Source organism: Glutamicibacter sp. AGC84 (assembly GCF_053543575.1).
Genome location: NZ_JBLVOC010000027.1, coordinates 437,146 through 460,772, shown reverse-complemented (window position 1 = coordinate 460,772; position 23,627 = coordinate 437,146). Strand labels below are relative to the sequence as shown.

19 protein-coding genes and 1 tRNA gene are annotated in these 23,627 nt (G+C 61.7%); 19 read left to right on the top strand and 1 reads right to left on the bottom strand.

Translation table 11 applies throughout. The features are described from left to right. Positions 1-97: 97 nt before the first annotated feature. The 7 genes from ACNPN0_RS18520 to ACNPN0_RS18490 all read left to right on the top strand — a co-directional run bounded on the left by ACNPN0_RS18520 (position 98) and on the right by ACNPN0_RS18490 (position 8,360). Positions 98-1,696: an ABC transporter ATP-binding protein gene (locus tag ACNPN0_RS18520; protein WP_105657429.1), complete on the top strand. Its 1,599-nt coding sequence runs from the start codon at positions 98-100 to the stop codon at positions 1,694-1,696. Further along, positions 1,693-2,898 carry an ABC transporter permease gene (locus tag ACNPN0_RS18515; RefSeq protein WP_332489200.1) on the top strand — a complete coding sequence of 402 codons (1,206 nt, stop codon included), beginning with the start codon at positions 1,693-1,695 and terminating at the stop codon, positions 2,896-2,898. Before ACNPN0_RS18520 ends, ACNPN0_RS18515 begins: the two co-directional genes overlap by 4 nt. Beyond that, the gene (locus ACNPN0_RS18510) at positions 2,895-4,166 is read left to right on the top strand and encodes an ABC transporter permease (protein ID WP_448937558.1); all 1,272 of its coding nucleotides are present in this window, start codon (positions 2,895-2,897) and stop codon (positions 4,164-4,166) included. The genes ACNPN0_RS18515 and ACNPN0_RS18510 overlap by 4 nt, the downstream gene beginning before the upstream one ends. 9 nt (positions 4,167-4,175) lie before the next feature. Next, on the top strand, positions 4,176-4,586 hold the full coding sequence (locus ACNPN0_RS18505) for a cytidine deaminase (RefSeq protein WP_105657432.1): 411 nt from the start codon (positions 4,176-4,178) through the stop codon (positions 4,584-4,586). Between the two features lie 43 nt (positions 4,587-4,629). Beyond that, complete coding sequence (locus ACNPN0_RS18500; protein WP_105657433.1) at positions 4,630-5,943, top strand: thymidine phosphorylase; 1,314 nt, start codon at positions 4,630-4,632, stop codon at positions 5,941-5,943. Positions 5,944-6,400: 457 nt separating this feature from the next. Then, on the top strand, positions 6,401-7,075 hold the full coding sequence (locus tag ACNPN0_RS18495; protein ID WP_105657434.1) for a DedA family protein: 675 nt from the start codon (positions 6,401-6,403) through the stop codon (positions 7,073-7,075). Between the two features lie 103 nt (positions 7,076-7,178). After that, on the top strand, positions 7,179-8,360 hold the full coding sequence (locus ACNPN0_RS18490) for an adenosine deaminase (protein ID WP_448938972.1): 1,182 nt from the start codon (positions 7,179-7,181) through the stop codon (positions 8,358-8,360). A gap of 87 nt (positions 8,361-8,447) precedes the next feature. Here ACNPN0_RS18490 and ACNPN0_RS18485 read toward each other — a convergent pair whose 3' ends face one another. Then, a complete protein-coding gene (locus ACNPN0_RS18485) occupies positions 8,448-9,938 on the bottom strand; it encodes an aldehyde dehydrogenase family protein (protein ID WP_448937559.1) in 1,491 nt (496 codons plus the stop codon). A gap of 110 nt (positions 9,939-10,048) precedes the next feature. Here ACNPN0_RS18485 and ACNPN0_RS18480 point away from each other — a divergent pair, with 110 nt between their 5' ends. The 12 genes from ACNPN0_RS18480 (at position 10,049) to ilvA (ending at position 23,602) form a co-directional block, all read left to right on the top strand. Continuing rightward, entirely contained in the window at positions 10,049-10,747 is a 699-nt protein-coding gene (locus tag ACNPN0_RS18480) for a MazG nucleotide pyrophosphohydrolase domain-containing protein (protein WP_448937560.1), read from the top strand. A 92-nt stretch (positions 10,748-10,839) separates the two neighbouring features. Beyond that, a complete protein-coding gene (gene eno, locus ACNPN0_RS18475) occupies positions 10,840-12,120 on the top strand; it encodes a phosphopyruvate hydratase (protein WP_448937561.1) in 1,281 nt (426 codons plus the stop codon). 124 nt (positions 12,121-12,244) lie between these two features. After that, complete coding sequence (locus ACNPN0_RS18470) at positions 12,245-13,084, top strand: FtsB family cell division protein (protein ID WP_286134178.1); 840 nt, start codon at positions 12,245-12,247, stop codon at positions 13,082-13,084. Positions 13,085-13,113: 29 nt separating this feature from the next. Next, positions 13,114-13,815: a DUF501 domain-containing protein gene (locus ACNPN0_RS18465; RefSeq protein ID WP_332489194.1), complete on the top strand. Its 702-nt coding sequence runs from the start codon at positions 13,114-13,116 to the stop codon at positions 13,813-13,815. Further along, positions 13,815-14,741: a Ppx/GppA phosphatase family protein gene (locus ACNPN0_RS18460; protein ID WP_400290112.1), complete on the top strand. Its 927-nt coding sequence runs from the start codon at positions 13,815-13,817 to the stop codon at positions 14,739-14,741. The genes ACNPN0_RS18465 and ACNPN0_RS18460 overlap by 1 nt, the downstream gene beginning before the upstream one ends. Before the next feature lie 34 nt (positions 14,742-14,775). Next, entirely contained in the window at positions 14,776-16,281 is a 1,506-nt protein-coding gene (locus ACNPN0_RS18455) for a S8 family serine peptidase (protein WP_448938966.1), read from the top strand. Positions 16,282-16,471: 190 nt separating this feature from the next. Then, complete coding sequence (locus ACNPN0_RS18450; protein ID WP_105657442.1) at positions 16,472-17,839, top strand: NAD(P)/FAD-dependent oxidoreductase; 1,368 nt, start codon at positions 16,472-16,474, stop codon at positions 17,837-17,839. A 117-nt stretch (positions 17,840-17,956) separates the two neighbouring features. Continuing rightward, positions 17,957-18,038: transfer RNA gene (locus tag ACNPN0_RS18445), tRNA-Leu, on the top strand. Positions 18,039-18,337: 299 nt separating this feature from the next. Further along, positions 18,338-19,144, top strand: a complete 807-nt coding sequence (locus ACNPN0_RS18440) for a Bax inhibitor-1/YccA family protein (protein ID WP_105657443.1) — start codon at positions 18,338-18,340, stop codon at positions 19,142-19,144. Between the two features lie 212 nt (positions 19,145-19,356). Continuing rightward, positions 19,357-20,796, top strand: coding sequence for an APC family permease (locus ACNPN0_RS18435; protein ID WP_448937562.1), 1,440 nt, complete (start codon positions 19,357-19,359; stop codon positions 20,794-20,796). A gap of 301 nt (positions 20,797-21,097) precedes the next feature. After that, positions 21,098-22,327 (top strand): AI-2E family transporter, encoded by a 1,230-nt coding sequence (locus ACNPN0_RS18430; protein ID WP_448937563.1) that lies wholly within the window; start codon positions 21,098-21,100, stop codon positions 22,325-22,327. A 3-nt stretch (positions 22,328-22,330) separates the two neighbouring features. Further along, positions 22,331-23,602: a threonine ammonia-lyase gene (gene ilvA, locus ACNPN0_RS18425; RefSeq protein ID WP_105657446.1), complete on the top strand. Its 1,272-nt coding sequence runs from the start codon at positions 22,331-22,333 to the stop codon at positions 23,600-23,602. Positions 23,603-23,627 lie beyond the last annotated feature (25 nt).

The window sequence follows — 23,627 nt, the reverse complement described above, 5'->3', positions numbered from 1 at the left end:
ACAGCGGTGAGCAGGTGACGCGCTTTATGCCTGCCTAAGGGCCAAAACAACCTGCAAGCAAGAACCTCGCCAAACGAACAATGAAGATGGTGGAATCGTGAAACTCGAACTACGAGGAATCTCGAAAGCCTTCGGTTCTTTCTACGCCAACAAAGATATCGACCTGACGGTCGATGACGCCCAGATTCACTGTCTGCTCGGCGAAAACGGTGCTGGAAAGTCCACGCTTATGAACGTGCTCTACGGGCTGTACCAGCCGACCGAGGGCCAAATTTTGCTGGACGGGAAGCCCGTCGAGTTCTCCGGACCGGGCGACGCCATGGCCTCGGGCATCGGCATGGTGCACCAGCACTTCATGCTGGTCCCGGTCTTCACCGTGGCAGAGAATATTGCCCTCGGCGCAGAAACCACCAAGGCTGGCGGCGTGCTTGACCTGCAGGTCACCCGCAAGAAGATCCGCGAGATCTCCGACCGCTACGGCTTCGATGTGGACCCGGACGCGGTCGTCGAAGACCTGCCCGTTGGCGTGCAGCAGCGTGTCGAGATCATCAAGGCCCTGGTGCGCGAGGCCAAGATCCTGATCCTCGATGAGCCGACCGCGGTGCTGACCCCGCAGGAAACCGACGAGCTGCTGGACATCATGCGCCAGCTCAAGGCCAACGGCACCTCCATCGTCTTCATCTCGCACAAGCTGCGCGAAGTGCGCGCCGTCTCCGATGTGATCACCGTGATCCGCCGCGGCCAGGTCATCGATTCGGTCTCCCCGGAATCCTCCACCACCGAGCTGGCCAACCTCATGGTCGGCCGCGCCGTGGAACTGAACCTGAACAAGGCCGCAGCCACCCCCGGGCAGGCGGTATTGCAGGTCAAGGACCTGACAGTTGTCGACCCGGCGGGCACCACCACGCTGGACTCGGTCACCTTGGATATCCATGCAGGGGAGATCCTGGCGATCGCCGGCGTGCAGGGCAACGGCCAGACCGAACTGACCGAAGCGATCCTGGGCACCCAGCCGGTGACGGGCGGCTCGGTCAAGCTCGCCGGCCAGGAGCTGGTTGGCAAGTCGGTCAAGCAGATCCTGCGCTCGGGCCTCGGCTTCGTTCCCGAAGACCGTTCGGTGCACGGCCTGGTCACCCAGTTCTCCATTGAGGAGAACCTGGTGCTGGACCTCTACGACCGCCCGCCCTTCGGCAAGGGCATCTCGATGAACCTGGAGGCGATCAAGAAGAACGCCGCGCAGCAGATCCAGGGCTTCGACGTGCGTACCGACAACCCGCTGAACCCTGCCTCCAGCCTCTCGGGCGGCAACCAGCAGAAGGTCGTCATGGCCCGCGAGTTGAGCCGCGATTTGAAGCTGTTCATCGCTTCGCAGCCGACCCGCGGCGTGGATGTGGGCTCCATCGAGTTCCTGCACCGCCGCATCGTGGCCGAACGCGACAAGGGCACCCCGGTGATGATCGTTTCCACCGAGCTGGACGAGGTCATGGAATTGGCCGACCGCATTGCCGTGCTCTACAAGGGCAGGATCAACGGCATCGTGCCGGGCGACACCTCCCGCGAGGTGCTGGGCCTGATGATGGCCGGTGTTTCGCAGGAAGAAGCCCTGGCCCAGGCCGAATTCGCGAAGGCGGAGAACGAGCCGGTTGAAGCCCAGCCAGCTAGCGAGCATGACAACCAGGAAGGAGAAGCGCAGTGAGCGAGAAAGCACCTGTGGTTCCCGGCTCCGGCAAGCCGGGCAATGACCTCTTGCGCCAAATCACCCAGGGACCAGGCCTGGTCTCGGTCCTCGGCGTCATCGTCGCACTGGTCATCGGCGGCCTGCTGATTGCGGTCACCGATGAGAAGGTGGGCGAAACGGCCGGCTACCTCTTCGCCCAGCCTTCGGCCTTCTTCGGCGAATTCTGGCGTGCGGCCACCGAAAGCTATGTGGCGCTGTTCAACGGCTCGATCTACAACTCCTCGCAGGGGTTCAAGCCGTTCCTGGAGACCCTGACCGTCTCCACCCCGCTGATCTGCGCCGGCTTGGGCGTGGCCGTGGCATTCCGCGCCGGCCTGTTCAACATCGGTGCCCAGGGCCAGATCATCATCGGTTCGGTGCTGGCCGCCTACATCGGCTTCGCCTGGCACCTGCCAATCGGCCTGCATCTGCTGCTGGTGATCGTCTTCGGCCTGCTCGGCGGCGCAATCTGGGGCGGCCTGGTCGGCCTGCTCAAGGCCAAGACCGGCGCCCACGAAGTGATCCTCACGATCATGTTCAACTACGTGGCCGTGTACCTGATCGACTTCCTGATGAACACCCAGGCCTTCCGCCGTCCCGGCGAGACGAACCCGATCTCGCCCATCCTGGACAGCTCGGCCATCTTCCCGGCGATCCCCGGATCGCGTTTGCACCTGGGCTTCGTGATGGCGGTGCTGCTGGTGCTGGCCGTGTCCTGGATGTTCAAGCGCTCCACCGTGGGCTTCGAATTCCGCGCCGTGGGCCACAACCCGGAGGCCGCGCAGACCGCCGGCATCAACGTGGCCCGCACCACCATCATCGCGATGGCGCTGGCTGGCGCGTTGGCCGGTGCCGCAGGCGTGGCACAGGTGGCAGGCACCGAAAAGGTGCTCACCGGCGGCATCGCCGGTTCGCTGGGCTTCGACGCGATCACCGTGGCGTTGCTGGGCCGCTCCACCCCGTGGGGCACCTTCTTCGCCGGCCTGCTCTTCGGAGCGTTCCAGGCCGGTGCGGTGAACATGCAGATCACCACCGGCACCCCGATCGACATCGTTTCGGTGGTGCAGTCGCTGATCGTGCTGTTCATCGCCGCTCCGCCGCTGGTCAAGGCCATCTTCGGCATGAACCGCAAGAAGAAGCGCAGCTCCAAGCTCGAACCTACTAAGGCAGGTGCCAAGTGACCTCTTCCACCTTGCAGCCGGCAATCAACGTCCTGCCGAGCAAGAAGACCCCGATCATCCTCTCGGTGATCGCAGTGATCGTCTTCTTCAGCTTCGGCCTGCTGGGCAACGACCAAGCCGCCCACTTTACGCTGAACAGCGCCGGCGACGCCTTCGAGCTGCCCGAACTGGTCTTCCCGGGCCGCATCACCAACATCGTGTTCGGCGTGCTGCTGCTGGCCCTTGCCGCCTACGCGTGGATGCAGCGCAAGCAGGGCAGGATCCTGGCCACCTGGATGGTCGCCATCGCGGCGGTCCTGTTCGTGCTGGGCTTCCTGATCTGGGTGGTTTCCGGCGCCAACATCAACAGCATTTCGCTGGCCAGCCTGCTGGCCGGTGGCGTGGTGCTGGCCGTGCCGCTGGTCTTCGGTTCGCTTTCGGGCGTGCTGTGCGAGCGTGCCGGCGTGGTCAACATCGCCATCGAGGGCCAGCTGCTGGGCGGTGCTTTCACCGCGGCACTGGTCGCCTCGCTGACCCAGAGCGCCTTCGCGGGCCTGGTTGCCGCCGGCCTGGCCGGCGCCATGGTCTCGCTGGTCCTGGCGGTCTTCTCCATCAAGTACGTGGTCAACCAGATCATCGTCGGCGTGGTCCTGAACGTGCTGGTTTCGGGCATCACCGGCTTCCTGTTCACCACCGTGATGCAGGAAGACCCGGAGCGCTTCAACTCGCCAGCGCACCTGCCGGTCATTGAAATCCCGCTGCTCTCCTCGATCCCGGTCATCGGCCCGATCCTGTTCAAGCAGTCGGTGATCGGCTACCTGATGTACCTGGCCGTCTTCCTGGTCTGGTTCGGCCTGTTCAAGACCAAGTGGGGCCTGCGCGTGCGCGCCGTGGGCGAGCATCCGAAGGCAGCCGATACCCTGGGCATCAAGGTCAACGCGATCCGCTTCTGGAATGTCACCCTCGGCGGCATCGTGGCCGGCATCGGCGGTTCCTTCTTCACCCTGGTGGCCATCGACTCCTTCACCAAGGAAATCTCCGGCGGCCGCGGCTTCATCGCGCTGGCCGCAGTCATCTTCGGCCGGTGGAACCCGATCGGCGCTTTTCTGGCCGCCCTGCTCTTCGGCTTCGCCGATAACTTGCAGGTGATCCTGACGATCATCGGCACCCCGGTACCGAGCCAGTTCATGGCCATGATGCCTTACCTGGTGACCATCTTCGCGGTGGCCGGATTGGTGGGGCGTTCGCGCGGACCGGCAGCTGCGGGCGAACCCTACGTGAAGGAATAGCGATTTCCCATGAATAGCAACAACGCGCCGTGGCCGCAGCTCGAAGCTGCGGCTGCGGCCGCGCTGTCCCAGGCCTACGCGCCCTACTCCGAGTTCCGGGTAGGTGCGGCGGCACTGACCAGCGACGGCCGCCTGATTTCCGGGTGCAACATCGAGAACGCCGCCTACGGGGTCACCCTGTGCGCTGAATGCGCCATGGTGGGCCAGCTCTTCGCCACCGGCGGGGGCACCATGGAATACTTCCTGTGCTTCGGCCAGCTGCGCGAGGGCGAGCTCGAACTGATCACTCCGTGCGGCCGGTGCCGCCAGCTGCTTTTCGAGCACCGCGGGGCGCAGCTGCTGATCAAGACAGCCCGCGGCATCGTGGGAATCGACGACCTCTTGCCTGACGCGTTCGGGCCGCAGAATCTCAACTTCTAGCGCCGGAGCACACCGGCCAACAGCAGAATGGAAGGTGCCTGATATGGCTACCGAGCAATTCAGTGCCGTCGAAGTCATCCGCGCCAAGCGCGATGGCGGCGAACTGAGCAACGAGATGATCGACTGGACCATCGACGCCTACACCCGCGGGGCCATCGCCGAAGAGCAGATGTCCGCGCTGAACATGGCCATCTACTTCCAGGGCATGAACCGCAACGAGATCTCGCGCTGGACCACCGCGATGATCAACTCCGGGGAACGCATGGACTTCTCTGCCCTCACCGACCCGTCGGGCAAGAAGCTGGCCACCACCGACAAGCACTCCACCGGCGGCGTGGGGGACAAGATCACCTTGCCGCTGGCTCCGCTGGTCGCCAGCTTCGGCGTGGCCGTCCCGCAGCTCTCGGGCCGCGGGCTGGGCCACACCGGCGGCACCCTGGACAAGCTCGAAGCCATTCCCGGCTGGAAGGCGGACCTGTCCAACGAGGCGCTGTTCTCCCAGCTGTCCAACGTCGGCGCGGTCATCTGCGCCGCCGGCACCGGACTGGCTCCAGCGGACAAGAAGCTCTACGCCCTGCGCGATGTCACCGCCACTGTGGAAGCCATCCCGCTGATCGCGTCCTCGATCATGAGCAAGAAGATCGCCGAAGGCACCGGCACCCTGGTGCTGGATGTGAAGGTCGGCTCCGGCGCGTTCATGAAGGACGAGGCCATGGCCCGCGAACTGGCCGAGACGATGGTGAACCTGGGCACCGATGCGTCGGTGAACACCGTGGCGCTGCTGACCAACATGGAAACCCCGCTGGGCCTGACCGCCGGCAACGCCATCGAGGTCGAGGAATCTGTTGAGGTCCTGGCCGGCGGCGGACCAGAGGACGTCGTGGAGCTGACCGTGGCCCTGGCCACCGAGATGCTTGCCGGGGCAGGCATCAAGGATGCGGATGTCCCCGGTGCGCTGAAGAACGGCAAGGCCATGGACATCTGGCGCAAGATGATCGCGGCCCAGGGCGGCGATCCGGATGCCAAGCTGCCGGTAGCCAAGGAATCGCACACCGTGGTGGCGCCCGCCGAGGGCGTGCTGATCAAGCTCGACGCGATGGACATCGGCCTGGCCGCCTGGACCCTGGGCGCAGGACGTGCCCGCAAGGAAGACAGCGTCCAGGCCGGCGCCGGCGTGCGCATGCACGTGAAGCCAGGTGCCTTGGTTCGCCGTGGCGAGCCGATTGCCACCTTGCTGACCGACACCCCGGCCAAGATGGAGCGTGCCATCGAGCTGGTCCAGCGCGCCATCATGATCGGTTCGGCCGATGACCGTCCGGACACCCGCCTGATCCTGGACCGCATCGCTGCCAAGTAGCCGAATCCGGATGGGCGCTCAAAGAGCCGGGAAACACGTTGCCGTGTTTCCCGGCTCTTTCGCTTGCCGGCGACCGATCCGCTGGCAATCAGTGCCCCGCTCCAGAAATATCGGGAGCCTGGTCGCCCTGCGAGTGCTCTTCCCCGGCCTCGCTGCCTGCAGCAGCTGGGCTTTTCTTTTCAGGAGGGCTCTGCAGGTCCGTTCGTCTTCGAAGTCGCGGTAGCTATTACCTGGAATCCTTGTGGTTCCCAGGCCAGCTGCCGCAGTGGAAGTTCCCAGAAAGTTCCCGGGAACAATAACGGCGTAGTCAAACGTTAGTCAGTTAACTCCTACCTGGGTAGCAGATGGGAATTGTCCACAACGCAACGTAAGCAGGATGCGCGCAGGTGAGTTCTCGAGCGAAAATGGAGAGACATTCAGCGCATGGAGCGCCTTGGGAAAGTAGATGTAGGCACGCATGGAATTAGTCAATGAGGCGATCACGCAGGCCGCTAGCGCATGGTGGATCCTGCCGTTATTGTTTCTGTTCTGCATGATCGATGCGATTTTCCCCCTCGTCCCGAGTGAATCATTTTTGGTTTCACTGGCCGCGGTCGGCGTCCACACCGGTGTTCCCAACCTTGTCCTGATCGGCTTGCTCGGTGCCGGCGGTGCCTTGCTCGGCGACCAGATCACGTACGCCATCGGACGCAAGATCGGATCCAGGGGCTTCAAGTGGATGCGCGGGCAACGCGCGCAGCGGGTGCTGAACTATGCCGAGAAGAAACTTGAAACCTCGGGCGCTCTGCTGATTTTCACGGCCCGATACATCCCGATTGGCCGAGTGGCCGTGAACCTGACCGCGGGCGCCACCGGATTCAGCCACAAGCGCTTCACCCTCTTCGACACCATCGGCGTGCTGACCTGGGCCGCCTACTCCGTCAGCATCGGTGCGCTGGCCGGCAACTGGATGCACGACAACAAGCTGCTGGGCATTGCAGTTTCCATTGTCATCGCCGTAGTGCTCGGATTCGTCATCGACCGGATCGTCAGCTGGGTGCTGGATCGCCTGCATCGGCGCGCGGCGAAGCGCGAAGGGCACCCGGTGCAACCAGCCAGGCAGACCGTCCCGCCAACCCCTGACGAGGGTTAACCTCCCGTATTGATCAGGGTCACATAGTGGCTCGCAGATCTTTACCCGTTGGAGCTGTCAGTTCCACGAAAATGCGACTAGGCTCAGTGGTGTGACTGAAGAAATGATTCATACTGACTACGATCCCGAATTCGATTTCCGGGATCTGCCTAAAGTTTCGCTCCATGACCACCTCGACGGTGGTTTGCGCCCTCAGACGATCATCGAGCTGGCCGCCGAGATTGGACACGAGCTGCCAGAGACCGAAGCAGAAGCTTTTGGCGAATGGTTCCGTGAATCAGCCGACTCCGGCTCGCTGCCACGCTACCTGGAAACCTTCGAGCACACCGTCGCGGTCATGCAGACCCGAGATGCGCTGATCCGCGTTGCCCGCGAATTCGTAGAGGACCTCGCTGAAGACGGTGTCATCTACGGCGAAGTCCGCTATGCACCAGAGCAGCACCGCCGCGAAGGCTTGAGCCTGGACGACGTCGTCGACGCCATCCAGGAAGGCCTGGACCAGGCCTGCGAGCAGCTCAACGCCGAGGGCCACCCGATGCAGATCGGCCAGATCGTTACCGCCATGCGCCACAGCGACCAGGGCGTGGAAATCGCCAAGCTGGCCCTGCGCCACCGTGGTCGTGGCGTCGTCGGTTTCGATATCGCCGGTGCTGAAGATGGCTTCCCGCCCTCGGTGATGAAGGAAGCTTTCGACCTGCTGGCCGAGAACCTCTTCCCAACCACCGTGCACGCTGGCGAAGCAGCCGGCCTGGATTCCATCAAGGAAGCCATCCTGATCGGCCGCGCCCAGCGCCTGGGCCACGGAGTCCGCGTAGCCGAGGACATCGAGATCGAGTTCGGAGCTATCGACGAGAACGGCGAAGAACTCAGCGACGATACCGGCCTGGTATCGCTGGGCCCGGTAGCGAACTGGGTCCGCGAACGCGGCATCCCGCTGGAAGTCTGCCCGTCCTCGAACCTGCAGACCGGTGCTACCTCCAAATTCGGCGAAGGCATCGGGAACCACCCGATCGACCTGCTGGTCCAGACCGGTTTCAATGTCACCATCTCGCCGGATAACCGCCTGATGTCCGGCACCACCTTGTCCGATGAGTTCGAATTGCTGGTAGAAGCCTTCGACTACGACTTGGAAGATCTGCTGGATCTGACGCTGAACGCCGCCGAAGCTGCTTTCGTCCCGCTGGAAATGCGCGAGCTGCTCGTTGAGTACATCAACGACTACTACGACAACCTGCTGGATGACGAGGACTACGAAGAAGACGAATACGAAAACGTCGCCGACTAGTTCCAGGACCCAGCCGCCAGGCAACCACCGAAGCCGTCCCTTGCCCAAGCAAGGGGCGGCTTCGCTGGTTCCAAGGGCAGGTGGTTCCTAGAACGGGTACTGCTTCTTGGTGGACTGCACGCCGACCCAGTGATCGGTGGTGAATTCCTCGATAGCCCACTCGCCGTTGAAACGGCCCAGACCCGAATTCTTCTCGCCACCGAACATCACATGCGGTTCATCATTGACGGTGATGTCATTGACGTGAGTCATCCCGGCCTTGATGCCGCGGGCAAAGGCGACGCCCTTCTCCAGGTTTTGCGTGAAAACGGCCGAGGACAAGCCGAATTCGGTGTCGTTGGCCAGTTCCAGCGCATGCTCTTCGGAGTCGGCCTTGGCGATGCCCACGACCGGGCCGAAGATCTCCTCGCGGAACAGTTCCATGCCGCTGGTGACATCTGCGAAGACGTGGGGAGAGACCACCCGGCCTGTGATCGAACCTGCCAGGACTTCGCGGGCGCCCTGGCCACGTGCGGTCTTGATCTTGCCGCTCACCGACGCCAACTGCGCATCATTGATGATCGGTCCCACGAGGTTGGCTGGATCGGCGGCATCGCCATAGCCGAGCTTGCCGACCTGCTCGATGAACTTCTCGATGAAGGCCTCATAGACCGGAGCCTGGACGATGATGCGGTTGATGGCCATGCAGATCTGCCCCTGGTGCAAGAACTTGCCCAGGGTCGCGGCCTTGGCTGCTTCGTCAAGATCAGCGTCTTCGAGCACGACGAATGGCGCGTTGCCGCCAAGCTCCAGCGCCACGCGTTTCATGTGCTCGCCGCTGACCGCGATTTTCCCGACGTTCTTGCCCACCGGAGTCGAACCGGTGAACGAAACCAGCGACGGGGTCCGATGCGCCACGAAGTAATCGCCGATTTCCGAACCGGACCCAACCACTGCGTTCAGCACGCCATCTGGCAGGCCAGCCTCGGCGAAAGCCTTGGCCAGGACCAAGGCTCCCACCAGCGGGGTATCCGAGGCGGGTTTGAGCACCACCGCATTGCCCAGGGCCAGGGCCGGCGCTACGGACCGGGCCGACAGCAGCAGCGGGAAGTTCCACGGGCTGATGACGCCCACCACGCCGACCGGTTCGCGGTAGACCCGGTTCTCCTTGCCCTCGGCATTGGAGGGCAGGATCTTGCCGTGCACGCGGGTGGGGAAGGTGGCTGCTTCGCGGATGGCAGCGATGGTGCCGCCCAGTTCGATGTTCGCCTTCAACTGCGTGGAACCGGACTCGGCGGTCAACAGCGCCAGGATGCCCTCGAAGTTCGACTGCAGGTAGTCGGCGGCCTGGTTCAAGACCTTCGAGCGCTTGCCGGGGGAGAGCGCCGCCCAGCCTGGCTGCCCAGCGGCGGCAGCGCCATAGGCGTCGTCGACGTCGTCGGTCGACGCCTGGCGGATCTCGGCCAGGAGCGAGTCATCAAAAGGGTTGGCAGTGCGCAGGATGCGCTCGGAGCGCCCCTCAACCCACCGGCCGCCGATGAAGAGTTTGGCTGGAAGCTGATCCAGGAATTCCAGCTGGGCGGTGTCTTGGACGGTCATTGGCAATCCTTCGCGTCGTCGGGATGAACTACGGCCATGCTAGCCCGAATGGGCAGCAATGGGCAGCTCCTTGGCCGCAGGCTGAAAGCCCGCTTCGATAGCATGTTCCTATGCCGGAGAACAGAACGCAGCTAGAGCAGCTCAACGCCACCGTACGGACCCTTCGCAGCAGATGCGCCTGGACTGGCGCGCTGACTCACGAGTCGCTGCGCACCTACCTCATCGAGGAAAGCTATGAGGTGCTGGACGCCATCGCTGAACGGAACCCGGATCTGTTGAAGGAGGAGCTGGGGGACTTGTACTTCCAGATCCTGCTGCATTCGCTGATCGCCGAGGAGCAAGACCATTTCGTCCTGGACGATGTCGCCGAAACGCTGAATGCGAAGCTATTGCGCCGCAACCGGCATATTTTCGACGAGCAGGGCCAGGTCCGCCAGGACGTCATCACGGATGTGGATGAGATTATCCGCGTGTGGGATGCGGCGAAGCAGGCCGAACGCGCCGGCCAGCCGAAGAAGCGGAAGAACGCGGGACTGCCCGCTGGGCTGCCGTCCCTGGCGCTCGCGCAGAAATTGCTTGATCGCCATGCCAGAGCAGGATCGGCACAGCCCGCGGCCGGGCTAGTCACCGAGCAGGTTCGTGAGCGAATCGTCGACGAGTTCTCCCTGGCCAAGGAATTGATGGCCCTGTCAGCGAGGGCCGAGGAGCTGGGCCTGGATGCCGAATCTGTGCTGCGCGCGGCCCTGGGCCAGCAATACGGCGCGGAAACTGGCGCAACAACATCGCCCAAATCACCTTCGAAGCGCTAGGCTAGAGACAGGCAATGGCGCCGACGGTCTTATCAGCGACCGCTGGTTGACCTGCCCCAAGACCACCCCTTTTCTACAAGGAGTCCATACTCATGGCATTGATTGACGCCATTCACGCGCGCGAAATCCTTGATTCCCGCGGCAATCCGACCGTCGAGGTCGAGGTCCTGCTATCCGACGGCTCGCATGGCCGTGCTGCTGTTCCTTCCGGTGCATCCACCGGCGCTTTCGAAGCAGCTGAGCGTCGCGACGGCGACAAAGACCGGTACCTCGGCAAGGGCGTACTGGGTGCTGTAGAGTCCGTCATCGACGAAATCGCCGACGAGCTGGAGGGCCTTGACGCCACCGACCAGCGCGCCATCGATGCCACCATGATTGAGCTGGACGGCACTGCCAACAAGTCCAAGCTGGGTGCAAACGCCATCCTCGGCGTCTCCCTGGCAGTGGCCAACGCCGCTGCAGTGAGCGCCAACCTGCCACTGTTCAAGTACCTGGGCGGCCCTAATGCGCACGTACTGCCAGTGCCACTGATGAACATCCTCAACGGCGGCTCCCACGCCGACTCCGACGTGGACATCCAGGAATTCATGATCGCCCCGCTCGGCGCGCCGACCTTCTCCGAGGGCCTGCGCTGGGGCGTCGAGGTCTACCACAACCTCAAGTCCGTGCTGAAGGAGAAGAACCTCTCCACCGGCCTGGGCGACGAGGGCGGCTTCGCTCCGAACCTGCCAAGCAACCGCGCGGCTCTGGAACTGATCACCGAAGCGATCAAGCGCGCTGGCTACACCCCGGGCGAAGACATCGCCCTGGCACTGGATGTCGCTTCCTCCGAGTTCTACGAGAACGGCGCTTACCAGTTCGAGGGCAAGGCGCTTTCTGCCCAGGAAATGAGCGACTACTACGCTGGCCTGGTCGCCGACTTCCCATTGGTTTCCATCGAGGATCCACTGGATGAAGACGACTGGGATGGCTGGAAGACCCTGACCGACGCCATTGGCGATAAGGTGCAGCTGGTAGGCGACGACCTGTTCGTCACCAACCCGCAGCGCCTGGCCGACGGCATCGCCAAGGGCACCGCCAACTCGCTGCTGGTGAAGGTCAACCAGATCGGTACCCTGACCGAAACCATTGATGCAGTGACCATGGCGCAGCGTGCCGGGTACACCACCATCACCTCGCACCGTTCGGGTGAAACCGAAGATGTCACCATCGCTGACATCTGCGTGGCAACCAACGCCGGGCAGATCAAGACCGGTGCACCAGCTCGCTCCGAGCGCGTAGCCAAGTACAACCAGCTGCTGCGTATCGAAGAAGACCTGGGCGCCTCGGCGGTCTACGCTGGCCGTAACGCGTTCCCGCGTTTCAACAGCTAATTTTCAGTAATAGCGAATAAGCTCGTCGGTAGTGGATACCGGCGGGCTTTTCGTTATTTAATGGAATTATCTTGCCAAGTCCACGGCAACACCGCAAGAAAAGCACCACGGGAATTGGGGGAGTATGGCTCAGCGACCACCGCGAATGCCTCGCCGTAATACTCCGGATCCGGCCGAAGAAGCCGTAATAACCCCGGTTGACCAGACGAAACATGACGGCGCAGGTTCCGAAGCTGAACCGCCTACCGACGCTCTGCGCATCGTCAGGCCACAAGCGCAGGCCAGGCAAACTCCTGCAACGCCGCGCCCACCGAAGGCCGCTCCCGCTGCGCAGAAGCCCAGAAGCGTTGCAGCACAGCCGAAATCGACGGCACGCCCAGCGTCAGATGCGTCACGTGAGCCGAAAAAATTTGCAGGAAATTACGCGCCGAAGCCGAAGGTGCCGCTGCGCGAACGTGCCAAGGAAAAGCAGAACGAACGCCGACGCGATGACCGGGTGAAGTTCTCTGCTGCCGTACGCCGCAAGCCGGGGCAGAAGCCGTCTGGCCAGAACCACGTCCCCGAGGGCGAACCCGTTGCTGCGCACCGGTTTTCCGGCCGTATCGCCGCCTTGATCGTAGTCCTGGCCTTCTTCGCAGTGATGCTCGTGCCCACGGTGAATTTCTACCGCACGCAGATGGCGGAACTGAACGAGCTGAATGCCTCGATCGAAGCGCTGGAGACGCAGCGCGATGACCTCAAGGCAGAGATCGCGCGCTGGGATGACCCGCTGTACATCAAGCAGCAAGCACGCGAGCGGATAAACTTGGTCATGCCTGGTGAAAAGCTCTACATGGTGGTGGGTGAACGCCCTAAGGATGAAGAGACGCCCGCCGACGGCAACGGAAGCACCTTCGAGGTGCGCCAGGAACTTCCATGGGTTGATGCTCTGCTCGACTCCGTTCGACGTTCTGCCACTGACTAACCACTTTAAACACGAAGAGACTTATAACCGTGACTGAACAGCCAATCCGCGAAGCCCTTGACGCCGCCGGACGAGTACCCAGCGAAGCTGACCTCGACACCCTGTCCCGCCAGCTGAACCGCCCGGTGCGCGATGTGGTGGAGATCGGTGCGCGCTGCGTTTGCGGAAACCCTCTGGTAGCCACCACGGCACCGCGCCTTTCCTCGGGTATTCCCTTCCCCACCACCTACTACCTGGCGCACCCGGTGATCACTGCGGCAGTGTCGCGGTTGGAAGCTGCCGGGTTGATGAACGAGATGAATGACCGCCTGGGCGAGGACGCGCAGCTGGCGCAGGCATATATCGATGCCCACGAGTCGTACCTGGCCAACCGCGATGCGATTGGCCAGCGCTCGGGGACCGGGGCCGTTCCGGAAATCGCTGGTGTCTCCGCTGGCGGCATGCCGACCCGCGTCAAGTGCTTGCACGTGCTGGTAGGGCACTCGCTGGCTGCCGGCGAGGGCGTGAACCCGCTGGGTGATGAAGCGCTGGCTGGGATTGCCCAGTGGTGGACCAAGGACAAGTGCTACTGCGTGGGTGCTTGGGATACCGAATCCGAGGCCCCGAGCCGTGACCGCTCGCGCCACGTGAAGACCCAGGAACAGCAGGACCCAGCGGCCAAGCGCGCAGAACGCGCCCGGAAGCGTGCCGTGCGTGAATCCGCACAGGGCGCTGACCAGGATGATGCCTAATGCGCGTGGCCGGTATTGACTGCGGAACCAACTCCATCCGTCTGCTGATCGCGGACATCGGGGCCGATGGCCAGCTGATCGACGTGCTGCGCACCATGCGCATCGTGCGCTTGGGCCAGGGCGTTGACGCTACCGGAGCTTTCGCTCCCGAGGCCTTGGAGCGCACCTTTGAAGCTGCTCGGGAGTACAAGAAGCTGTGCGATGAGCATGGGGTGGAAGCCATCCGTTTCGCAGCGACCTCGGCGGCCCGCGATGCATCGAATCGCGAGGTCTTCACCGAGCGGATCACCAAGATCCTGGGCGTTGCCCCGGAAGTGATCAGCGGTGAAGAAGAAGCCTCCCTGTCCTTTGCCGGTGCGGCTTCGGTTCGGGACGGGCAAAGCGGCAAGAGCCTGGTGATCGACCTCGGTGGTGGATCCACTGAATTCGTTCTCGGTGATGCCACCGGCCCGTTGGCAGCCAAGAGCCTGGACATGGGTTGTGTGCGCGTTACCGAACGGTTCCACCAAGCGGGATTGCGTTCGGACCAGGCCTTGGAATTCATGGACAGCACCTTGGAATCCTTGGCCGGATCGGTTGACGTTGCGCAGGTCGACGCGGTGATCATGGTTGCAGGCACTTTCACGACGCTCACCGCCCAGGCCCTGGGATTGAAGCAGTACGAGTCGGAAAAGATCCATGGGGCGCAGCTGAGCTTCGCCCAGATGCGCCAAGCCACCGCCAGCATGCTTTCCTACAGCCGGGAAGAGCGCGCGGCACTGGGCTTCATGCATCCGGGACGAGTTGATGTGATCCAAGCTGGCGCAGCCATTGTGCAACGCATCCTTCATTACCTTGAAAAGGCCAGTGGGAACCGCGAAATGGTTCTGATTGCTTCCGAACACGATATTCTCGACGGAATCGCGGCTTCAGCTGCCGCCGCCTGAACCTGTCACCCAGTCACCGACCCAAGGAGATGTCTTGAGCTCAGCTTTGCGTGCCAGGAAAAGAATGGGCTTCCTCAAGCTCGGCTCTCTGCTTGTCGCAGCGCTGTTGGCCTTCACCCTGCTCAGCGTGGGCGTACCTGCCCGCGCTGACAACATGCGTGAGTCCGAATACTGGCTCAAGTCGTTGGGCGTGGCCGAAGCGCACAAGACGACAAAGGGCGAAGGCGTCAAAGTCGCGATCATCGATACCGGCATTGATACCGCGCATCCAGACTTGAAGGGTGCCGTGGTTGGCGGTGCTGATATGTCCGGCTCAGGCGGAGACAAGGGCAACAAGCCCATAGGCGTCATGAGCGAGCACGGCACCTTGGTGGCTACCTTGCTCGGCGGGCGCGGCAACAACAAGGGCGAAATCAAGCGGGTTAAATCCGAGAACGAGCGCTTGAAGGCCGCGTGGGAAAAGGCCAAGAAGACCGCCGAAGACGAAGACGAGGACATTCCCCAGGAACCTGAGTACGAAAAGGTGCCAAAGCTGAAGAGCGGCAAGGGCGGCGTGCTCGGCGTCGCTCCGGCAGCAGACCTGCTGTCTGTGTCGCTGTGGATGGGCGAAGGCAACCCGGCGAAGATTCCAGTGGAAACCCAGATCCCCCGTGCCGTGAAATGGGCCGTGGATTCCGGGGCCAAGGTCATCAACATGTCTCTCGGTTCAACCAGCCCGGCATGGCCGGAAAGCTGGGATGACGCCTTCAAGTACGCAGAAGACCATGACGTGGTTATTGTTGCCGCTGCAGGCAACCGTTCGGGCGGCATGAGCCAGGTGGGCGCCCCGGCCACCATTCCGGGAGTGCTGACCGTGGCCGGCGTTGATGCCAGCGGCAAGGCTTCGCAGGATTCCTCGACCGAAGGCATTTCCATCGGCGTTGCAGCCCCTGCCGAGCAGTTGGTCGGCGGCTTGCCAGATGACGGCTACGCGCGCTGGTCCGGTACCTCCGGCGCGGCTCCTTTGGTGGCGGGCGTGGCCGCATTGATTCGTTCGGAATACCCGAACATGAAAGCTCCTGAGGTCATCAACCGCATCCTGAAGACCGCCAAGGACACCGGCACAGCCGGCGTGGACAACCTCTACGGCTACGGAATCATCGATGCGCAGGCGGCAGTGACGGCGAGCGTCCCCTCGGTATCCGAGAACCCGCTGGGCACGATCAGCGAGTGGATTCGCGTGCACCGCCGCGACACCCAGAAGACTGCTGATACCCCAGCTCCGGGCGTCTCGATGGAGAAATCGGACCTCAAGCAGGTCGCGGCGCCAGATCCGGTTCTTCCCGATGACTCGGCACCGGCGCTTCAGCCGTTGCTGATCGTCGGCGGGGGAGTGCTCTTGCTGCTGGTGATCATTGCAGGCATCGCCCAGACCCTGGTGCGTCGTCGACGCGAGAAGGCTGCGGCGCGGCTTGGTTCGGCTTCCTTGAGTTCATTGAAAGTCCCGGATCAAGCTGGCGGCCGGGATCTGTTCGACGAGATTCCCGAAGAAGAGAAGTAAATAGCGGACAAAGCGGGGTGGAAAGTGAAGATCCACCCCGCTTTTTCGCGCCTTCCGATGCTTAATTCGACAGGTTGGTGCGAACCTCGGCAGTCGGAAACGCCCATGCCTGGCGACGACGTGACACACCGAACGGAAATAGTTAGTGAATGTTTTCACTAACTCGAAAAATCCGCGTAGAATCAACAGTATGTCGATCATCGAAACCTCCCAGAAGCGTCCGCGCATTCTTATCGTCGGCGGTGGCTACGTAGGCCTGTACGTCGCGATGAAGTTGCAGAAGAAGGTCAAGGCACACGGCGGCATCGTCACCGTTGTCGACCCGAACCCGTACATGACTTACCAGCCATTCCTGCCAGAAGTTGCCGGTGGCCAGATTGAACCACGCCACGTTGTGGTCTCGCACCGTCAGCACCTGAAGCACTCCGAGCTGGTCAACGGCCGCGTGCTGAGCATCGACCATGCCAACAAGAAGGCTGTCATTGCTCCGGTCAACGGCGAGCAGTTCGAGCTGGAATACACCGATGTCGTGATGTCCGCTGGTGCGGTCACCCGTACCTTCCCCATCGCTGGCCTGGCTGAAACCGGCATTGGCCTGAAGACCATCGAAGAGGCCGTCGCCCTGCGCAACAAGGTTGCCGAGCGCATCGAGTCCGCTTCGAACATGACTGATCCAGTTGCACGCAAGCGCGCCCTGACCTTCGTGGTTGTCGGCGGCGGCTTCGCCGGCATCGAGACCATCGCCGAGCTGGAAGACATGGCCCGTCACTTGATCGGCCTCAACGACCGCATCGATGCGAAGGAAGCACGCTTCGTCCTGATCGAGGCCATGGGCCGCATCATGCCAGAAGTCACCGCCGAGCAGGCGGAGTGGGTTGTCGATCACCTGCGCAGCCGCGGCATCGAGGTCTTGCTGAACACTTCGCTGAACAATGCCGAAGAAGGCAACCTGGAACTGATCAACATGGCCGACAAGTCCCCAGCGGGCGAGTTCGGTTCCGACACCTTGATCTGGACTGCTGGCGTCATGGCCAACCCGATGGTTCGCTCCACCGATTTCCCAATCGAGCAGCGCGGCCGCATCGAGACCCGCACGGACCTTCGTATCAAGGATGCCAACGGCGAACCTCTGGAAGGCGCCTGGGCAGCCGGCGATATCTCGGCAGTCAAGGACGTCACCGGCGGCCTGCCGGACGGCACCTGCGTTCCCAACGCACAGCACGCAGTGCGCCAGGCCAAGCTGTTGGCCAAGAACCTGTACGCTGCGCGCTACGGTGTTGGCACCATCAAGGAATACAAGCACTCCAACCTGGGCGCAGTTGCCGGCTTCGGCCGCAACAAGGGCGTTGCCAAGGTTGTTGGCATCAAGCTCAAGGGCTGGCCAGCATGGATGGCACACCGCGGCTACCACGGCATGGCCATGCCGACCTTCGAGCGCAAGTTCCGCGTCGTTGGCGACTGGCTGGTTGCACTGGTCTTCAAGCGCGATGCCCTGCAGCTGAACAACCTCGAAGCACCACGCACTGCTTTCGAAGAGTCGGCCAAGCCGAAGAAGTAGGCTTGAGCCGTAGTTGATCGACGATGATGCGAGGGGCCAAGCAATTGGCCCCTCGCGTACGTCAGCAAAGAAGGATTTTCTATTTGCTTCGCCGATCACGTAAAATTTGAGAGTCTTGCCCCTATGGTGGAATTGGCATACACGGCTGACTTAAAATCAGCTGCCGAAAGGCTTGTGGGTTCGAGTCCCACTGGGGGTACAGAATAAGGCCGTTGCTGTTCCGGATTTTCCGGTCAGCAGCGGTCTTTTCTTTTGCCAAAAGTGGGAGCGCATCCATCGTTCAACCCCAGGCATCGTGCATTCCACCAAAATCGGCTGCCAAGGCAACCTTGATGGTAGAACTTTCAAGAATATCGCTGACAGAGTAGTTTTTCTTCGGAAAAATGCCCTATATCATCCTTCCGACTGAGTGATTTCACAGCAATGCTCAATAGGATTAAGCAAAAGATCTTCAGCTAGCCACGTGCCGGCGCAATCGCAATCTATGGGGGAATGACATTGGGCAATCCAATTTTTGGTTCCAGCAGCCGCTCTGATGCTTGGGGAACCAAGCCTGGAAGTGCTGTTGGATTCCGTGACACCGCAAATATGAGCGCAGACCAGCTGCAGCAGATGTACCAGCAGCCTGCTGCAACCAGCGCCGACACCGGCCGCATGACCATCGGAACCACGATCAACAAGACCGTGCTCTGCCTGGCCTTGGTTGTTGTTGGCGCCGCGATTGGCTGGGGCATGCCGGCCCTCATGTTGCCAGGTGCCTTGGTTGGCTTTGTCCTCGGTCTGGTTAACGCTTTCAAGAAGCGCCCATCGCCTGTGCTCATCTTGCTGTATGCCGCAGCCCAGGGCCTGTTCCTTGGCGGTCTCTCCGGATTCCTTGAAAGCCGTCAAGGTATGCAGGGAATCGCTATCCAGGCTGTACTGGCTACCCTGTGTGTTGCCGGCGTAACCTTGGCGCTGTACCGCTCGGGCAAGTACCGCATGACTCCCAAACTGAACAAGATGTTCATGATCGGCATGGTCGGTCTGATCGTCTTCTCGCTGCTCAACATGGTTCTGATGCTCACTGGCGTCATCGATGGCATGTTCGGCATGCGCCACGGCGTCCTCGGCCTGGTTATCGGTGTAGTTGCTGTATTGCTGGCAACCTACGCACTGGTTGCCGACTTCACCATGATCGAGGAACTGTCCAACCAGGGCGCTCCAGCCATCATGGCATGGCGCGGTGCCTTCGGCCTGACCATGACCCTGATCTGGCTGTACACCGAGATCCTGCGTATTCTTGCGATCCTGCGTGGCGACGACTAGCCACAATAGCATAGCTCGCAAGGACCAGTGCCCATTTCGGGCACTGGTCCTTGTGCGTTAATCACCTGTCCAAATATGAATTTTTATGATCGGCCGCACCGCGGTTGCCGTGGAAAATGACAGCTTATTGGGCAGTCATGCGAAACTTTGGTTAGATTCTCCTGTAGAGATTCAGTTACTCAACTCACAACAAGTTTGGCAGGAAGAACGCAATGAGAGTCGATCAAACATCAGGAAAGCCGCCGGGCTTGGTGAAATCCCTGGGCAACTTGGATGCCCTGGCCCTAGGGTTCGGTGCCATGATCGGCTTCGGCTGGGTAGTGCTCACCGGTGGGTGGCTGGATAACGCGGGCACCATGGGGGCGGTCCTGGCCATGCTCGTTGGCGGTGGCATCATGGCCGTCGTTGGCCTGACCTATGCCGAACTGACCGCGGCCATGCCAAAAGCCGGGGGCGAGCACAACTTCATCCTGCGCGCCTTGGGAGCCCGGCCTTCGTTTATTGGATCCTGGGCAATTACCGGCGGCTATGTGACTATCGTGGCTTTCGAAGCGGTCGCTTTGCCGCGGACCGTGGAATACATCTTCCCGGGCATGAGCCAGATTCCCCTGTGGACTGTTGCCGGTTTCGAAGTAAACCTGACCTGGGCGTTGGTAGGCGTGCTTTCAGCGGTGGTGATCACCTGGATCAACATTCGCGGCGTGAAGCAAGCTGGCGTATTGCAGACGTTCGTGGTGCTCTTCCTGATGGTTATCGGCGTCTTGATGATCGTGGGAGCCTTTGCCGGCGGCGAAGCCAAGAACATGGAACCGTTCTTCACCCCAGGGACCAGCGGCTTCTTCGCCGTGCTGGTGGCAGTGCCATTCTTGTTCATCGGTTTCGACGTGATTCCGCAGTCCGCGGAAGAAGTGAATATTCCGGCCAAGCAAATTGGCAAGCTCGTAGTCGTCTCCGTAGTCTTGGCCACCATTTGGTACGTCATGGTTGTCCTGACCACATCGTCGGCCATGCCTGCATCGCAACTAGCTGGAGCTGACATTGCAACGGCGGATGCCTTCGGGGCCATGTTCGGTTCGGAGCTGATGGCCAAGGTGCTGATTGCTGGTGGCATCGCCGGCATCTTGACCTCATGGAACTCTCTATTGCTGGGAGCTTCGCGATTGGTCTACTCGCTGGCTCGAAGCGGCATGCTTCCTTCCTGGTTTGGCACATTGCATCCCAAATACCGCACTCCAGCCAACGCCCTGGTCTTCATCGGCGGAATCTCCATGCTGGCCCCATTCTTCGGAGCTGAGATGCTGGGGTGGCTTGTGGATTCGGGAGCGCCAAGCATCATCGTGGCCTACTTCCTGGTCTCGGTCACCTTCCTCGTGCTGCGCAAGCGCGAACCCATGATGGATCGGCCGCTGCGCGTTGGCGGCAACGGAATTGCTGGAACTGTCATCGGCTGGACTTCAGTCCTTCTTACCGCCGCGCTCTTCAGCCTCTACATGCCTGGCATGCCGGCATCTCTGAGCTGGGAACCGTGGGCCATCTTCGCCATTTGGTGGGCATTGGGCGCAATTTTCTTCTTCAAGGTACCCGCAGGCATCAAGCCCGGTGAAGACGCTGAGGAGAGGGTCCTTGAAGCGATCATGCGCCGCCGGAGATAGCACGCGCGAAGCGCCTGATGAGCTTTGGCTTTCAAGGTGGCATGAGCAATAAGATGCAGCCTGTGCAATCTGGTTACCCGCGACAGGGGCAAATAAACATATTGAATTAGATTTCTAGGACCAGTGCCCATATCGGGCACTGGTCCTAGGTTTTTGTCACAATTGAGACATGGATCAAGAAGCTGTCTGGCAAACGCGATAGCGTGGTTCCATGAAGAGCAGCCGGTTGGAACGTCTACGACGTTTTCGTGTTTCACTTCCGAGTCAGCCGGCGGAAATTCCCGCCACGCCAAGGCCAGATTTGACGGATTTCAAAAGTGCCGAGGATATGCCGTATGCCATGCGCATGGCAGCGGCGTGGGCTTGGCGTTTCCTGATCATCATCGCAGCCGTGGGCGTGCTGGTGTGGGCGCTGTCAAAAGTCTCCTTGCTGGTCATCCCGGTTTTCATCGCAGCGCTGCTGGCGGGGTTGCTCTCACCGGTTGTCAATACGATGAACTCCAAGCTTGCGGTACCTCGCGGGTTGGCCGTCGGCATTACTCTCATCGGTTTCCTTGCACTGGTCACCGCAGGACTATCGGTAGCAGGGCAAAAACTGTCAGCCGGTTTTACCGCCCTGTGGACCCAAGCGCTTTCGGGCATCGAGCAGGTCCAGAACTGGCTGTTCAATGGCCCGCTCAAGCTGACCAACGACGACCTGCAGAAGGTGCTGGACGATACCCTCGTCCAGCTTCGCGGCAATGCCACCAACATCCTGAGTGAAGCAATCAGCTGGACCTCCGCGATCGGGCAGATCCTGACAGGCACATTGCTGGCCGTCTTCGCCTTGATATTCCTGCTGCTTGACGGGCGCAAAATCGGTTTGTTCCTGGTGAACCTCTTGCCGCGCCGCGCCCGCCCGGCGATGGACGGAGCCTTGACCCGGGGCTGGGCCTCGCTGGTCACCTACGTGCGAGTCCAGATGATCGTTGCGCTGATCGACGCCATCGGCATCGGATTCGGTGCATTCTTCCTGGGCGTGCCACTTGCCATGCCACTGGGCGTCCTGGTCTTCATCGGCTCCTTCATCCCGATCGTCGGTGCACTGTTTACCGGTGCCCTGGCAGTTTTGCTCGCTTTGGTAGCCAATGGCTGGGTCAACGCATTGATCATGCTGGCCGTAGTGCTGCTGGTCCAGCAGGCGGAGTCCAACATCCTGCAGCCACTGATTATGGGCAAGGCAGTAAGCCTGCATCCGCTGGCAGTGGTCCTGTCAGTAGCCGGCGGCACCATGCTTGCAGGCATTCCGGGTGCGCTATTCGCCGTACCGCTGCTGGCGGTGGTCAACGCGGTCGTGAAATACCTGTCGGGCCGAACCTGGGAAACCGACCAATTCGTGATTGAGCACTACGGAAACCAAGTAGTGGCGCAGAGCCCTAAGGCGAGCGACCCAGCGAAGGCCGACCCGCCGGCTGCAGCTGCAGGACCTGCCGCCGCACCAACAGCTTCGCCGGAAACCCGGCACCCTGAGTCCACAGCAGATGAGGAATAATCCATGAGCACCGAACCTACTTTGCCGGTTACGCTGGCTGATATCGAAGCCGCCGCTGAAGTACTCAAACCGGTTATTGCCCGCACCCCGGTGGAGCATTCCCGTGTTTTGTCCCAGCATGTTGGCGCCGAAGTTTTCCTCAAATGCGAGAACATGCAGCGCGCCGGATCCTTCAAGGTCCGCGGTGCCTATGTACGCATGTCCAAGCTCAGCGACGACGAGAAGGCCCGAGGCGTGGTCGCCGCGTCGGCAGGCAACCACGCGCAGGGCGTTGCCCAGGCCGCCAGCCACCTCGGAATCAAGGCGCGCATCTACATGCCCCGGGGCGTCGCCTTGCCGAAACTGACCGCGACGCGTGATCATGGTGCAGAAGTCGTGCTTTTCGGTGACACCGTGGATGAAGCGCTGGCCGAGGCGCAGCGTTTTGCCGACGAGTCCGGGGCAGTCTTCGTGCATCCTTTCGACCACCCGGACATCATTGCCGGCCAAGGCACCATCGGCTTGGAACTGCTCGAACAGCTTCCTGAAGTCGACACCGTGCTGATGGGTGTTGGCGGCGGTGGACTGCTGGCCGGCGTTGCCATCGCGCTGAAAGCCAAGGCCCGCGAACTGGGCCGCGAGATCAAGGTGGTGGGTGTCCAGGCGGAGAACGCCGCGGCCTACCCTCCATCCCTGGCCGCTGACGCGTTGGTCCCGCTGGATAACGTGCACACCATTGCCGACGGCATCGCTGTAGGCAAGCCGGGGCAGCTGCCTTTCGCGATCATCAAGGAATTGGTTGATGACGTGGTGACGGTATCGGAAGATACGCTCGCACGAGCTCTGGTGGTGCTCCTGGAGCGCAACAAGCTCGTGGTGGAACCAGCCGGTGCGGTGGGCGTCGCGGCACTGCTGGAGAACAAGCTGGAAGCGCACGGGATCAACCCGGCAACCACCGCGGTAATCCTTTCTGGCGGCAACATCGATCCGCTGCTGATGCTCAAGGTGATCCAGCGTGGCCTGTCTGCGGCCGGCCGCTTCTTGACCATACGCATGATGCTTCCAGACCGCCCCGGCTCGCTCGCGCAGATCTCCAACATCATCGCCGAATCGGATGCGAATGTCACCCGTCTGGACCACACCCGTATCGGTGGTTCGCTGTCCATGGGCGATGTCGCGATCACCATCGACCTGGAAACCAAGGGCCATGAGCATTCCAAGACGGTGCTCAATAACCTGCGCGCCGAAGGCTTCGACCCGCAGATCACCAATACTGCCGGCGGTTCAGTCGCCTAGCGCATAAGCAGCAAAGTCCGAAGGC

What these genes read in the sequence shown, in the direction of transcription:
- ACNPN0_RS18505 (WP_105657432.1), top strand. Translation starts at nt 4,176, where the DNA reads ATGAATAGCAACAACGCGCCGTGGCCGCAGCTCGAAGCTGCGGCTGCG.
- ACNPN0_RS18500 (WP_105657433.1), top strand. Translation starts at nt 4,630, where the DNA reads ATGGCTACCGAGCAATTCAGTGCCGTCGAAGTCATCCGCGCCAAGCGC.
- ACNPN0_RS18495 (WP_105657434.1), top strand. Translation starts at nt 6,401, where the DNA reads ATGGAATTAGTCAATGAGGCGATCACGCAGGCCGCTAGCGCATGGTGG.
- ACNPN0_RS18490 (WP_448938972.1), top strand. Translation starts at nt 7,179, where the DNA reads ATGATTCATACTGACTACGATCCCGAATTCGATTTCCGGGATCTGCCT.
- ACNPN0_RS18485 (WP_448937559.1), bottom strand. Translation starts at nt 9,938, where the DNA reads ATGACCGTCCAAGACACCGCCCAGCTGGAATTCCTGGATCAGCTTCCA.
- ACNPN0_RS18480 (WP_448937560.1), top strand. Translation starts at nt 10,049, where the DNA reads ATGCCGGAGAACAGAACGCAGCTAGAGCAGCTCAACGCCACCGTACGG.
- eno (WP_448937561.1), top strand. Translation starts at nt 10,840, where the DNA reads ATGGCATTGATTGACGCCATTCACGCGCGCGAAATCCTTGATTCCCGC.
- ACNPN0_RS18470 (WP_286134178.1), top strand. Translation starts at nt 12,245, where the DNA reads ATGGCTCAGCGACCACCGCGAATGCCTCGCCGTAATACTCCGGATCCG.
- ACNPN0_RS18460 (WP_400290112.1), top strand. Translation starts at nt 13,815, where the DNA reads ATGCGCGTGGCCGGTATTGACTGCGGAACCAACTCCATCCGTCTGCTG.
- ACNPN0_RS18450 (WP_105657442.1), top strand. Translation starts at nt 16,472, where the DNA reads ATGTCGATCATCGAAACCTCCCAGAAGCGTCCGCGCATTCTTATCGTC.
- ACNPN0_RS18435 (WP_448937562.1), top strand. Translation starts at nt 19,357, where the DNA reads ATGAGAGTCGATCAAACATCAGGAAAGCCGCCGGGCTTGGTGAAATCC.
- ilvA (WP_105657446.1), top strand. Translation starts at nt 22,331, where the DNA reads ATGAGCACCGAACCTACTTTGCCGGTTACGCTGGCTGATATCGAAGCC.